Raw genomic sequence first — 12,806 nt, forward strand, 5'->3', positions numbered from 1 at the left:
GGCGCGCAAGGTTCCCGCGGTCGGGCCTGTGGGAAGTTCGGGGTCCCGTTCTGCGGAAATCAGCGGGCATTCCCGCAGGTGGAGTCCCGGAACCCGCCGGGCTCAGTTGCGCCGAATTCCCGGATGCCGCGCGAAACACCGCAACCGAACCGCAGACGTCAGACTCGCTTGCGTCGATTCGCGACCCGCACGGCAAGACGGCGCAAGTGGCCACGCAAGGGCCCGGCATCCCTCACGCCCTGGCACCGTTCGGGTGTCACGACACGCGGCGTGCTCGCCGGGCTTGCGGCGTGTTGCGTCACCCGAACCAGGAGGGACGGGATGCCTCGACCCCGGCGCCGACGGCGGTCAGGCGCGCGGCGGGGCGGAGCTCGCGCGCACGACGAGCTCGGTCGGCACGAGGGCGGTGTCGTCGACGTGGGCGTTCTCGATCGAGGCGACGAGCGCCTGCAGCGCAGCGACCCCCACCTCGTGGAAGTGCTGGCGGACCGTCGTGAGCGCGGGCCAGAAGCTCGCGGCCTCGGGCATGTCGTCGAAGCCGACGACGCTCACGTCGCCGGGGATGGCCCGGCCCGCCTCGTGCAGCGCGTGCATGACGCCGAGGGCCATCTGGTCGTTCGCGGCGAAGACCGCGGTGGCCTCGGGGATCGACGCCAGGAGCGCGCCTGCCGCGCGACCCGATTCGGCCGTCCAGTCGCCGATGATCGGCTCAGGGACGGGGGCTCCGTGCGCGCGCAGCGTGCGCTCCCACGAGTCGCGGCGGCGCTGGGCCGAGAACGACTCCTCGGGGCCGGCGACATGCCACACGGTGCGGTGGCCGAGCCCGAGCAGATGCTCGGTCGCGAGCCGCGCGCCCTGCGCCTGGTCGGTGTCGATGACGGGGAGGTCGTATTCGGCGCTCGAGTCGAGCACGACGACGGGGAGCCCCGAGGGCAGCACGATCTCGGACTCGTTGAGCCGGTGCGCCTCGATGATGATCACGATGCCGTCGACGGACTCCTCGCCGAGCCGCGCGAAGGCACCCGAGACGCTGCCCTGCGTCGCCGCATCCAGCGGGATGAGCGTGATCGAGTAGCCCGCCGCCGTCGCTTCGCCGGCGATGGCCTCGAGGGTGCGCATGTTGCCGTACGTCGCCAGCGAGAACATGATCACGCCGATGCTGCGATAGCGGCCCGCCTTGAGGGCGCGCGCGGCGCCGTTGGGGCGGTAGCCGAGCCGGCGCATCGCGTCGACGACGCGCTCCCGGGTGGCCGCCTTGACGACGTCCTTGCCCGTCGCGACGCGCGACACCGTCTGCGCTGAAACGCCCGCCTCGCGAGCGACGTCGAGGATCGAGGGCTCGCGTCGCGGCGCCGGCGCATCCGTGCGCTCCGGTGATGCAGCCATCGTCACCTCCAGATTGTTTACGTTGACATCGTAGAGTGATCCGTGCGAATGTTTGCGTAAACACCCGTTCGGAACCATCCCAGAAGAGGCCCGTCGATGACGACTACCGTCGCGCCCCCCGCACTCGCGAGTGCCGCCCGCCTGCGGCGTCCCCGCACGGATTGGCGTGGCTGGTGGTTCGTCGGCCCGTTCATGCTCGTGTTCGCGCTCGTGTTCCTCGCGCCGCTCGCGTACGCGCTCTACCTGAGCCTGTTCCGCGACCAGCTGATCGGCGGCACGGCCTTCGTCGGCCTCGCGAACTACGGCGCGGCGCTGACCGACCCGCAGTTCTGGGAGGCGTTCGGCCGCGTGCTGATCTTCCTGGTCGTGCAGGTGCCGATCATGCTCGCCCTCGCCCTGGGCGCGGCGCTCGCGATCGACAGCGCACGCCTTCGCGGAGCATCCTTCTTCCGCATCGTGCTCTTCCTGCCGTACGCGGTCCCCGCCGTCGTCGCGGTGCTCATGTGGGGCTACATCTACGGCGACCAGTTCGGCCTGACGGCGAACATCAACGGCTTCTTCGGATTCGAGCTGCTGACGCCCTTCGCGAAGCAGTGGATGCTCGTCGCGATCGGCAACATCGTCACCTGGGAGTTCGTGGGCTACAACATGCTCATCTTCTACTCGGCGCTCAAGACGATCCCGACGGAGCTGTACGAGGCGGCCTCGATCGACGGCGCGGGCGCCTGGCGCACCGTCTTCTCGATCAAGATCCCGTCGCTGCGCGGCGCCATCGTCATCGCGACGATCTTCTCGATCATCGGAAGCTTCCAGCTCTTCAACGAGCCCAACATCCTGCGGCCCCTCGCGCCGAACGTCATCACGACGTACTACACGCCGAACATGTACGCCTACTACCTGTCGTTCTCGGGCCAGCAGTTCAACTACGCGGCCACCGTCGCCATCATCATGGGCGTCATCACGGCCGTCATCGCCTACGTCGTGCAGTTGCGCGGCTCCCGAGCGGAGGTGCGCTGATGACCGCCACGATCGACTCCCGCAAGACGAATCGGGATGCCGCGAAGAAGCCCGGCCGCAAGCCTGCACTCGTGCACACGAACCCGCTGCGCCCGCGCAGCTCGAAGATCCTGCTCGCCGTCATGGTGCTGTACGCGCTGTACACGCTGATCCCGCTCGCGTGGCTCGTCATCAACGCGACCAAGACGCAGGGCGGCCTGTTCTCGAGCTTCGGCCTGTGGTTCGGCTCCGACTTCGCCCTCTGGGACAACCTCGTGGCGACCCTGACCTACCACGACGGGATCTTCCTTCGCTGGTTCGGCAACACGCTGCTGTACGTCGTGATCGGCGCGGGCGGTGCGACGCTCCTCGCGACGCTCGCCGGCTACGGCCTCGCGAAGTACCGCTTCCCCGGACGTCGCGCGGTCTTCGCGATCGTGCTCGGCGCGATCGCGGTGCCCGGCACGGCCTTGGCCGTCCCCACGTTCCTGCTGTTCAGCCAGCTCGGCCTCACGAACACCCCGTGGGCCGTCATCATCCCGTCGCTCGTGACGCCCTTCGGCCTCTACCTCATCTGGGTGTACACGGTGGATGCCGTGCCCACCGAGCTGCTGGAGGCGGCGCGCATGGACGGAGCCGGTGAGTTCCGCACGTTCTTCACGATCTCGATCCGGCTCCTCGTGCCCGGCATCGTGACGGTGCTGCTGTTCGCCGTCGTCGCGACGTGGAACAACTACTTCCTGCCCCTCATCATGCTGAGCGACCCGTCGTGGTACCCCCTCACGGTCGGCCTCAACCAGTGGGCGGCGCAGTCGATCGGCGCCGGATCGCAGCCGATCTACAACCTCGTGATCATGGGCTCGCTCCTCACGATCATCCCCATCATCGTCGCGTTCCTCCTGCTGCAGCGGTTCTGGCAGTCGGGGCTGAGCGCGGGAAGCGTCAAGCAGTAGCCGGGGCCTGCAGTTGACGAAGAACAACCCGGTGGGGCCGCACCCGCGGTCCTGTTCACCTGAAAGGGACACAGCAATGACGCACAGGTCACACGCACGCCGTATCGCCGCCATCGCGGCGATGGGCGCCGTCGCCGGACTCACCCTCGCCGGCTGCGCCGGCTCGGGCGACTCGGGCTCCTCGGACGCCCCCAAGGAGGGCTTCTCGGCCGTCGAGTCGGCTCTCAAGGAGGGCGGCGAGCTCACGTACTGGTCGTGGACGCCGCAGGCCGAGGACCAGGCCGCCGCCTTCGAGAAGGCGTACCCGAACGTCAAGGTCAACGTCGTCAACGCCGGCACCGGCAACGACGAGTACACGAAGCTGCAGAACGCCATCAAGGCCGGCTCGGGCGCCCCCGACGTCGTGCAGATCGAGTACTACGCCTTCCCCCAGTTCACGCTCACCGACTCGCTGGCCGACCTCTCGGGCTACGGCTTCGGCGACTTCGAGGGCGACTACACCCCGTCGACGTGGGGCTCGGTCACCTCGGGCGACAAGATCTTCGGCCTGCCGCAGGACTCGGGCCCCATGGCCCTCTTCTACAACAAGGCCGTCTTCGACCAGTACGGCATCGCCGTCCCGACGACGTGGGACGAGTACGTCGCCGCGGCCAAGACGCTGCACGAGGCCGACCCGACGAAGTACATCACGGCCGACATGGGCGACGCGGGCTTCACGACGAGCATGATCTGGCAGGCCGGCGGCCAGCCGTTCCAGACCGACGGCACGGACGTGACGATCGACCTGCAGGACGCGGGCTCCAAGAAGTGGGCCGACACGTGGAACACCCTCGTCGAGGGCCAGCTCGTCGCGCCGATCTCGGCGTGGAGCGACGAGTGGTTCACGGCTCTCGGCAACGGCACCATCGCGACGCTCGCGACGGGCGCCTGGATGCCCGGCAACCTCGAATCCGGCGCCCCCGCCGGCTCGGGCAACTGGCGCGTCGCGCCCATGCCGACCTACGACGGGACGCCCGCGTCGGCCGAGAACGGCGGCGGCGGCCAGGCCGTCACGAAGCAGAGCAAGAACGCGGCTCTCGCGGCCGGCTTCCTGTGGTGGCTGAACAACAGCGACGACAGCATCTCGATCTTCCTCGAGTCAGGCGGCTTCCCCTCGACCACGAAGCAGCTCACGTCGGACGAGTTCCTCAGCGCCGCACCGGACTACTTCGGCGGCCAGAAGATCAACGAGGTGCTGGCGGATGCCGCTACCTCGGTCGTGAAGGGCTGGCAGTACCTGCCCTACCAGGTCTATGCGAACAGCATCTTCGGTGACACCGTCGGCCAGTCCTACGAGAACCACTCCGACCTCAACGAGGGCCTGACCGCATGGCAGGACGCCCTCGTCGAGTACGGGAACTCGCAGGGCTTCACGGTCAACAAGTAAGAGAACGACAGACGCGCAGGGGCGGTCGGCCGAGCCGGCCGCCCCTCGTGCTTCAGAGAGAGCCCCTGTGCCTGACTTCACCATCGGCGAGACCGACTTCCTGCTCGGCGGAGAGCCGCACCGCGTCATCGCCGGCGCGCTGCACTACTTCCGCGTGCATCCCGACCAGTGGGCCGACCGCATCCGCAAGGCCCGGCTCATGGGGCTCAACACGATCGAGACGTACGTCGCGTGGAACGCGCACGAGCCGCGGCGCGGCGAATGGGATGCCACGGGCTGGAACGACCTCGGCCGCTTCCTCGATCTCGTCGCCGCCGAGGGCATGCACGCCATCGTGCGCCCCGGCCCCTACATCTGCGCCGAATGGCACAACGGCGGCCTGCCCGTATGGCTCACCGGGATGCCGGGCATCGGCCTGCGCCGGTCGGAGCCGCAGTACCTCACCGAGGTCACGCGCTACCTCGAGCGCGTCTACGAGATCGTCGTTCCCCGGCAGATCGACCGCGGCGGCAACGTCGTGCTCGTGCAGATCGAGAACGAATACGGAGCGTACGGCTCCGACAAGGACTACCTCGCGGAGCTCGTGCGGGTCACGCGGGATGCCGGCATCACGGTGCCGCTCACGACGGTCGACCAGCCGCAGCCCGAGATGCTGCGCGACGGCAGCCTGCCCGAGCTGCACCTCACGGGCTCGTTCGGGTCGCGCGCGACCGAGCGCCTCGAGACGCTGCGCGAACACCAGCCCACCGGCCCGCTCATGTGCTCGGAGTTCTGGGACGGCTGGTTCGACTGGTGGGGGGGCCTCCACCACACGACCTCCGTCGAAGAGGCCGCGACGGAGCTCGACACGCTGCTGGCCGCCGGGGCGTCGGTGAACATCTACATGTTCCACGGCGGCACCAACTACGGACTGACCAACGGCGCCAACGACAAGGGCCGCTACCTGCCCATCACGACGTCGTACGACTACGACGCGCCGCTCGACGAGGCCGGCAACCCGACGGCGAAGTACGAGGCGTTCCGCGAGGTCATCGCCCGCTACGCCGAGGTGCCCGCCGAGACCCCCGCGCCCGCCGCCGCGGCGCCCGCGTTCGCGGTGGCGCTCACCGCCATCGTCGGCGACGGCGTGAAGCGCGCCGGGACGCGGCACCCCGCTCCCCCGTCGTTCGAAGCGCTCGATCATCTCGGCGCTCTCGTGCTCTACGAAGCCGACCTGCCCGGGGGCGCATCGCGCGACGGCGAGCCGACCGTGCTCGAGGTGGACGAGCTGCGCGACCAGGCGTGGGTCGCCGTCGATGGCCGCCCCGTCGGCACGCTCTCGCGCACCCGCGGCGAGCGCACGCTGCTCGTGCCCGCAGGCTCCCACCTCGCTCTCCTCGTGGAGGAGCAGGGACGCGTCAACTACGAGCACCGCCTCGGCGAGGAGAAGGGCCTGCTCGCGGTGCCGCGCCTCGGCGGAGTGCCGATCGAGGGCTGGAGCGCGACGCCGATCGACCTCGCCGAGCTCGCTGCGTCGGGGTCGCCGCTCGCGTGGGGCCCGCGCGTCGCGCGCGGGTCGTTCACCCTCGACGCCCAGGCCGACCTCTTCCTCGACACGGCCGGCTTCGGCAAGGGCTTCGCATTCGTGAACGGCCTTCTCCTCGGCCGCTACTGGAGCAACGGCCCGCAGCGCACCCTCTATGTGCCTGCGCCCGTGACCCGCGCGGGAGTCAACGAGGTCGTCGTCATCGAGCTCGACGGCGCCGACCCTGCCGTCGCCCGCTTCGTCGCTGCGCCGGAGCTGGGCCCGCTCGAGGAGTAGAGCTCGCACACGATGGATGCCGCGTCCCCGCCGGGGCGCGGCATCGTCGTTTCCACACCACGGTGTCGGAGATCGCCGGTTCTGGGGGGCTTCGCCGCCTGAGGGTCCCGACGTCGTGGTGATCTCCGATGCTGTGGCGTGCGAGAGGCATAGACGACCCATAGACCGCGGCGACGACCCGCCTAAGTCGGGTGCGTACCCATGAAGCATGGACAAGCACCGCACGCGCCGCCGCCACCCCGTTCGCAACAGCCTGATCGCCGCAGGTCTCGTTGTCGTGCTCGCGGGCGGCGGCGGCGCTGTGTGGGCCGCCGAGCGGTTCCTCGTGGAGCACGTCGAGATCGCCGACGTGTCGGAGTACGAGGCCGAGAACTCGACCACGACCCCCACGGCGACCGAGGCATCCGGTTCCGTCTCGGGGTCGACCTACACGAACGGCTCGACGAGCGTGACGGTCTCGACAGTCACGACGGGCTCGGGCGACGACACTGTGACCTACTACGTCGCCGACGTCCTTCTTGGCGACGCGACCGACCTGCGCTCGGCGTTCGCGAAGGACCAGTTCGGCCAGAACATCACCGAGACCACGAGCGCGATCGCCGGGGACAACGGCGCCGTCTTCGCCATCAACGGCGACTATTACGGCTTCCGCGACACGGGCATCGAGATCCGCAACGGCGTGCTCTACCGCGACGAAGGCGCCCGCGAGGGGCTCGCCTTCTACACCGACGGCACCGTGAGGGTGTACGACGAGACGACCACGACGGGTGCCGACCTCCTCGCCGCGGGAGTCTGGAACACCCTCAGCTTCGGCCCCGCGATCGTAGAGAACGGGCAGATCGTCGACGGCATCGAAGACGTCGAGGTCGACACGAACGTCGGCAACCACTCGATCCAGGGCGAGCAGCCCCGCACGCTCGTCGGCGTCATCGACGAGAACCACCTCGTGTTCGTCGTCGTCGACGGGCGCGACCCCGGCTACAGCCGCGGCGTCACGATGACCGAGGCGGCCCAGATCATGATCGACCTCGGCGCGACGACCGCGTACAACCTCGACGGCGGCGGCTCGTCGACGATGTACTTCGACGGCGAGGTCGTCAACCAGCCGTCCAACGGCGGCGAGCGCGGCACGAGCGACATCCTCTACGTCGCAGGGTGACGCCGTGATCGTCCTCATCCCCGCGTACGAGCCCGGCCCCGCGCTGCCGCGTCTGGTCGGCGAGCTGCTCGCGGCCGACCCCGACGTCGAGGTGGTCATCGTCGACGACGGCAGCGGACCGGACCACCGCGCCTTCTTCGCGCAGGCGCACGCGCTCGGCGCGACGGTGCTGACCCACGACGTCAACCTCGGCAAGGGCGCCGCCCTCAAGACCGGCTTCCGCCATGTGATGACGGAGCACGAGGGCGACGACGTCGTGACCGCCGACGGCGACGGGCAGCACACGGTCGCCGACATCGTCCGGGTGGCCGATGCGATCCGCGAAGACGCCGCCGCCCTTCGACAGGCTCAGGGACCGGCGCCCACGATGGTGCTGGGATGCCGCGCCTTCGCCGGCCGCGTTCCCCTCCGCAGCCGCGTCGGCAACGCCCTCGCGCGCGGAGTCTTCCGCCTCGCGACAGGGTGGCACCTGTCCGACACCCAGACGGGACTGCGCGGCATCCCCTCCGCCATGCTCCCGTGGCTCCTCGAGCAGCACGGTGACCGCTTCGAATACGAGCAGAACGTGCTCCTCGCGAGCCGCCGCGCCGGCTGGAGCGCGCGCGAGGTGCCGATCCAGACCGTCTACCTCGACGGCAACGCCTCGAGCCATTTCCGCCCGATCGTCGACTCGCTGCGCGTCGCCCTGCCGCTCGTGCTCTTCGCGGGGTCGTCGGTGCTCGCCTTCCTCGTCGACACCGTCGCCCTGCTCGTGTTCACCACCCTCACGGGATGGCTCGTGCCCTCGATCGTCGCGGCGCGGGTCGTGAGCGCGAGCGTCAACTTCGCCGTGAACCGCCGCGTCGTGTTCCGCCACGCGCGAGGCCCTGGACTCCGCCGGCAGATCCTCAGATACGCGGTGCTCGCGATCGCGCTGCTCGCGTCGAACGTCGTCTGGATGACGGCGCTGACCGAGTTCGGCATCCCGCTCCTGCTCGCCAAGATCGCGACCGAGATCGTGCTGTTCGTCACGAGCTATGGAGTTCAGAAGAGCTTCGTGTTCCCGCCCGAAGCCGTAACCGCGGCAAAGACGGGTCAAAGGAACCGCATAGAGCGGGGCGGTCGAGTAGAAGCCGAGACATCCACGACCGGGAGACACCAATGACCCCCCAGACCCTGATCCTCATCGGGATCGACCTCGCCGCCGCCCTCGTGCTGAGCCTCGGGCTCTACTACCGCCGGCACCACCGCCGCGACCTCGTCGTCGCCTTCCTCGGCGTCAACGTCGGCGTGCTCGCGGTCGCGACCGTGCTCGGCACGGCCGAGGTCGCCCTGGGCCTCGGGCTCGGCATCTTCGGAGTGCTGTCGATCATCCGGCTGCGCTCATCGGAGATCTCGCAGCGCGAGGTCGCGTACTACTTCGCGGCTCTCGCGATGGGGCTCATGGCGGGGCTGCCGACGACCGATCCGTGGCCCGTCGGGGGGCTCATCGTGCTGCTCCTCGTCGTGCTGTGGGCCGCCGACCACCCCGCCGTGCTCGCTCGCAGCCGCCACCAGGTGGTGCGCCTCGACCGTGCGATCGCCGACGAGGGAGAACTGCGCGACGAGCTCGCCGAGCGCCTCGGCGGCCAGATCGCCTCGTTCACGATGCAGGAGCTCGACCTCGTCAACGACACGACGCTCGTCGACGTGCGGTACCGGCTGGGCGCCTCGCGGCGCGTCTCGGCGGGTGTGCGATGAGCGCCCTCCCCCTGAACGGCTTCGGCGCCGTCTCGCTCGACGAGCTGGTGATGGATGCCGCGCTCCTGACCCGCGTCGACCGCAAGTACGTCGTGCCCTGCGGCAGCGCCGCACGGCTGCTCGAGGAGCTCGACGCCGGCACCCGCGTGCTCGAGATCGACGGCGCCCGCGACTTCGCCTACGAGTCGGTGTACTTCGACACGCCCGACCTGCTGAGCTTCCGGATGGCGGCCCAGCCGCGGCGGCGACGGTTCAAGCTGCGCACCCGCACGTACCTCGACGTGGGCTCGGCCTACCTCGAGCTCAAGACCCGAGGCGCGCGCGGCACGACCGTCAAGGAGCGGTCGGAGTACGACCTGCACCTGCGCCGCATCCTCACCGACGACGCCCGCGACAACGCGGCGACGGCGTTCGACGCCATCGGCGTCGAGGGATCGCGCGCCGACGAGCTCGCCGCGACGCTCACGACCCGCTATCGGCGTGCGACGCTCCTCGCCGCCGACGGCGCGGGCCGGGCGACGATCGACACCGACCTGCGGTGGGATCAGCCCGACGGCTCCGGCTTCGCCCTGACCGACATCGCGATCGTCGAGACGAAGTCGCCGGGTGCGGCATCCCGAATCGACCGCCTCCTGTGGCGAGCCGGACACCGCCCCTCGACCGTCAGCAAGTACGCGACGGGACTCGCGGCGCTGCACGCCGAGCTGCCGCACAACCGCTGGGCCCGCCTGCTGCGCGGACCTTTCGCCCCCTCAGACCGAACCACCCGAACAGAGGAGCCGCCATGCGCCCCCGCCTGATCCTGCCCGTCATCCCCCTCGCGATCGCCGGACTCGTGCTGGCCGGCTGCGCGACCCAGACCCAGGCGACCTCACCGGCGTCCGGCTCCGACACGACGACAACGCAGGCCACCGTCACGATCGACTCCGACCTCGCCGCCGACGCCGTCCTCTCAGCGAACGACGACGCGACGGTCGTGCGCGACGACGAGTGGTCGGCCTCCGACGCCGTGGACGTGGACCTGTCGTCACCGTCGGCCGCGTCGGGCGTTGAGATCGACGGCTCGACCGTCACGATCACGGCCGCGGGCGTCTACCGCCTGAGCGGCTCGCTCGACGGCTCGGTCGTCATCGCGGCGCCCGACGACGCGCAGGTCGTGCTGATCCTCGACGACGCGTCGATCTCCAACTCGTCCGGCCCCGCGATCGAGGTGTCCACCGCCGACGACGTCGCGATCTCGCTCGCCGACGGCACGAGCAACAGCGTGTCGGATGCCTCGTCCTACGCCGACGACGCCTCGGCGAACGCCGCGATCTATGCCGACACCGATCTCACGATCTCGGGGACGGGCTCGCTCGACGTGCAGGGCAACGGCAACGACGGCATCGCGAGCACCGACGACCTCGCGATCCTGTCCGGCTCGATCACCGTCGACGCCGCCGACGACGGCCTGCGCGGCAAGGACGCGCTCGTCGTCGAGGGCGGCACGCTGAAGGTCACGGCGGGCGGCGACGCTCTCAAGAGCGACGACGACCAGGACGCCACCCGCGGCTACATCTCGATCTCGGGCGGCACGGTCACCGCGACGAGCGCCGACGACGGCCTCGCCGCCGCGACCGACGTGGTCGTGACGGGCGGAAGTGTCGACGTGACGACGACCGGCGCCGACGGCGCGAAGGGCATCGTCGCGGGAGTCGTCGTCGCGATCGACGGCGGCGACGTGACGATCGACGCGGCCGACGACGCGATCCACTCCGACGGCTCGGTCGGCATCGGCGGCGGCACGGTCGAGCTCGGCTCGGGCGACGACGGCATCCACGCCGAGGCGACGCTCGAGATCCGCGCGGGCGACGTGACGGTCGCGAAGTCGAACGAAGGCCTCGAGGGCAAGGACATCGCGCTGTCGGGCGGAACGGTCTCGGTGACCTCCGACGACGACGGCCTCAACGCGAGCGCCGGGTCGAGCAGCTCCGGCGGTGGCGGTATGGGAGGAGGCAGCATGGCCGACGGCGGCGAGACGCTCGTCATCTCGGGCGGCACCCTCACAGTCTCCGCGCAGGGCGACGGACTCGACTCGAACGGCTCCATGACGATCTCGGGCGGCGACACCGTCGTCTACGGGCCGACCGGCCAGGGCAACGGCGCGCTCGACTCGAACGGCGGCATCACGGTCACGGGCGGCAGCGTGGTGGCGCTCGGCAGCGCCGGCATGGCCGAGACGCCCGACTCGTCGTCGGCGCAGCAGTGGGTCGCGGCGACGGTCAGCGGGTCGGCGGGAGACGACATCGAGATCACGGATGCCGCAGGCACCGTCGTCGCCTCGTTCACCGCTGAGAAGGACTACGCGACCGTCGTGTGCACGTCGCCCGACATCGTCGACGGCGCCACGTACTCGTTCGTTGTCAACGGTTCGAGCGCGGCGACCGCGACGGAGGGCACGGCCCTCGCCGGTGGCATGGGCGGCGGTCCTGGACGCCGCTGACCCCTGTCACACCGTCCTCCCGCGCCCGACGGCGCGGGAGGATGGTGGCATGGAGATCCCCTCCCTTGTCACCGAGGTCCCGCCGCCGACGTTCATCATGACGGCAGACGGCGACCGCATCGCCACCTACAGCTGGGGCGACCCGGATGCCCCCACCGTCCTGTGCGTCCACGGCTTCGCGTCGAGCTGCAAGGACAACTGGGTGAGCACGGGATGGGTGCGCGATCTGCTGCGCGCCGGGTTCCGGGTGCTCGGCGTCGATCAGCGCGGACACGGCGCGAGCGACAAGCCGCACGACCCCCGGCAGTACTCGATGCCCGCGCTCGTCGGCGATCTGCAGATGGTGCTGGACACCTACCTCATCGACACCGCGATCTACGCCGGGTATTCGCTCGGCGCGCGGGTCGGGTGGCAGTTCGCGCTCGACGCCGGCGACCGCGTGACGCGGGCCGTGCTGGGCGGCATTCCCGACGGACGTCCGCTCGCGCGCATGCAGCTCGACCAGGCGCGAGGCTACGCGGAGGAGGGCACGCCCGTCACCGACCGCGTGACGATGAACTACATCACGCTCGCGGAGCGCGTCGAGACCAACGACCTGCGTGCCCTCATCGCGCTCGGCGAGGGCATGCGCCTGGGCGACAGCGACCCCGACACGGCCAATCCGCCGCAGCAGCCCATCCTGTTCGCGACGGGCACGGAGGACGCGATCATCGAGCGCTCGCGCCTGCTCGCCGAGGCGACGCCGAACGGGACCTTCTTCGAGATCCCGGGGCGCCACCACTTCAACGCGCCCGGCTCGCGCGACTTCCGCCGGGTGGCGATCGAGTTCCTCGCGGCGTGACGCGCGACCGGAGGCCGTGCACAACGGCGGAGATCCTGCGCGA

Annotated in this window: 11 protein-coding genes; 10 read left to right on the plus strand and 1 reads right to left on the minus strand. The window is 70.1% G+C overall.

Features of this window, described 5'->3' with window-relative positions; translation table 11 throughout:
* Positions 1–348: 348 nt before the first annotated feature.
* The gene (locus ACH3VR_RS18170; RefSeq protein ID WP_397557725.1) at positions 349–1,386 is read right to left on the minus strand and encodes a LacI family DNA-binding transcriptional regulator; all 1,038 of its coding nucleotides are present in this window, start codon (positions 1,384–1,386) and stop codon (positions 349–351) included.
* 96 nt (positions 1,387–1,482) lie between these two features.
* On the opposite strand from ACH3VR_RS18170, the gene ACH3VR_RS18175 reads away from it, so the two are divergent.
* The 10 genes from ACH3VR_RS18175 to ACH3VR_RS18220 all read left to right on the plus strand — a co-directional run bounded on the left by ACH3VR_RS18175 (position 1,483) and on the right by ACH3VR_RS18220 (position 12,763).
* Positions 1,483–2,403, plus strand: coding sequence for a carbohydrate ABC transporter permease (locus ACH3VR_RS18175; protein ID WP_397557726.1), 921 nt, complete (start codon positions 1,483–1,485; stop codon positions 2,401–2,403).
* The gene (locus tag ACH3VR_RS18180) at positions 2,403–3,335 is read left to right on the plus strand and encodes a carbohydrate ABC transporter permease (protein WP_397557727.1); all 933 of its coding nucleotides are present in this window, start codon (positions 2,403–2,405) and stop codon (positions 3,333–3,335) included. The genes ACH3VR_RS18175 and ACH3VR_RS18180 overlap by 1 nt, the downstream gene beginning before the upstream one ends.
* 76 nt (positions 3,336–3,411) lie before the next feature.
* Positions 3,412–4,761, plus strand: coding sequence for an ABC transporter substrate-binding protein (locus ACH3VR_RS18185; RefSeq protein ID WP_397557728.1), 1,350 nt, complete (start codon positions 3,412–3,414; stop codon positions 4,759–4,761).
* 67 nt (positions 4,762–4,828) lie between these two features.
* Positions 4,829–6,562, plus strand: a complete 1,734-nt coding sequence (locus ACH3VR_RS18190) for a glycoside hydrolase family 35 protein (protein WP_397557729.1) — start codon at positions 4,829–4,831, stop codon at positions 6,560–6,562.
* Positions 6,563–6,770: 208 nt separating this feature from the next.
* Positions 6,771–7,721 carry a phosphodiester glycosidase family protein gene (locus tag ACH3VR_RS18195; RefSeq protein ID WP_397557730.1) on the plus strand — a complete coding sequence of 317 codons (951 nt, stop codon included), beginning with the start codon at positions 6,771–6,773 and terminating at the stop codon, positions 7,719–7,721.
* Between the two features lie 4 nt (positions 7,722–7,725).
* Positions 7,726–8,865, plus strand: coding sequence for a GtrA family protein (locus ACH3VR_RS18200; RefSeq protein WP_397557731.1), 1,140 nt, complete (start codon positions 7,726–7,728; stop codon positions 8,863–8,865).
* Positions 8,862–9,440, plus strand: coding sequence for a DUF4956 domain-containing protein (locus tag ACH3VR_RS18205; protein WP_397557732.1), 579 nt, complete (start codon positions 8,862–8,864; stop codon positions 9,438–9,440). Before ACH3VR_RS18200 ends, ACH3VR_RS18205 begins: the two co-directional genes overlap by 4 nt.
* A complete protein-coding gene (locus ACH3VR_RS18210) occupies positions 9,437–10,240 on the plus strand; it encodes a polyphosphate polymerase domain-containing protein (RefSeq protein ID WP_397557733.1) in 804 nt (267 codons plus the stop codon). The genes ACH3VR_RS18205 and ACH3VR_RS18210 overlap by 4 nt, the downstream gene beginning before the upstream one ends.
* Positions 10,225–11,922 (plus strand): carbohydrate-binding domain-containing protein, encoded by a 1,698-nt coding sequence (locus tag ACH3VR_RS18215; RefSeq protein ID WP_397557734.1) that lies wholly within the window; start codon positions 10,225–10,227, stop codon positions 11,920–11,922. The genes ACH3VR_RS18210 and ACH3VR_RS18215 overlap by 16 nt, the downstream gene beginning before the upstream one ends.
* 49 nt (positions 11,923–11,971) lie before the next feature.
* On the plus strand, positions 11,972–12,763 hold the full coding sequence (locus ACH3VR_RS18220) for an alpha/beta fold hydrolase (RefSeq protein ID WP_397557735.1): 792 nt from the start codon (positions 11,972–11,974) through the stop codon (positions 12,761–12,763).
* Positions 12,764–12,806 lie beyond the last annotated feature (43 nt).

The organism is Microbacterium alkaliflavum, from assembly GCF_044325405.1.
GTDB lineage: Bacteria > Actinomycetota > Actinomycetes > Actinomycetales > Microbacteriaceae > Microbacterium > Microbacterium alkaliflavum.

Coding starts and splice junctions, on each gene's coding strand:
- ACH3VR_RS18170 (WP_397557725.1), bottom strand. CDS start 1,386: ATGGCTGCATCACCGGAGCGCACGGATGCGCCGGCGCCGCGACGCGAG.
- ACH3VR_RS18215 (WP_397557734.1), top strand. CDS start 10,225: ATGCGCCCCCGCCTGATCCTGCCCGTCATCCCCCTCGCGATCGCCGGA.
- ACH3VR_RS18220 (WP_397557735.1), top strand. CDS start 11,972: ATGGAGATCCCCTCCCTTGTCACCGAGGTCCCGCCGCCGACGTTCATC.
- ACH3VR_RS18205 (WP_397557732.1), top strand. CDS start 8,862: ATGACCCCCCAGACCCTGATCCTCATCGGGATCGACCTCGCCGCCGCC.
- ACH3VR_RS18210 (WP_397557733.1), top strand. CDS start 9,437: ATGAGCGCCCTCCCCCTGAACGGCTTCGGCGCCGTCTCGCTCGACGAG.
- ACH3VR_RS18195 (WP_397557730.1), top strand. CDS start 6,771: ATGGACAAGCACCGCACGCGCCGCCGCCACCCCGTTCGCAACAGCCTG.
- ACH3VR_RS18180 (WP_397557727.1), top strand. CDS start 2,403: ATGACCGCCACGATCGACTCCCGCAAGACGAATCGGGATGCCGCGAAG.
- ACH3VR_RS18175 (WP_397557726.1), top strand. CDS start 1,483: ATGACGACTACCGTCGCGCCCCCCGCACTCGCGAGTGCCGCCCGCCTG.
- ACH3VR_RS18185 (WP_397557728.1), top strand. CDS start 3,412: ATGACGCACAGGTCACACGCACGCCGTATCGCCGCCATCGCGGCGATG.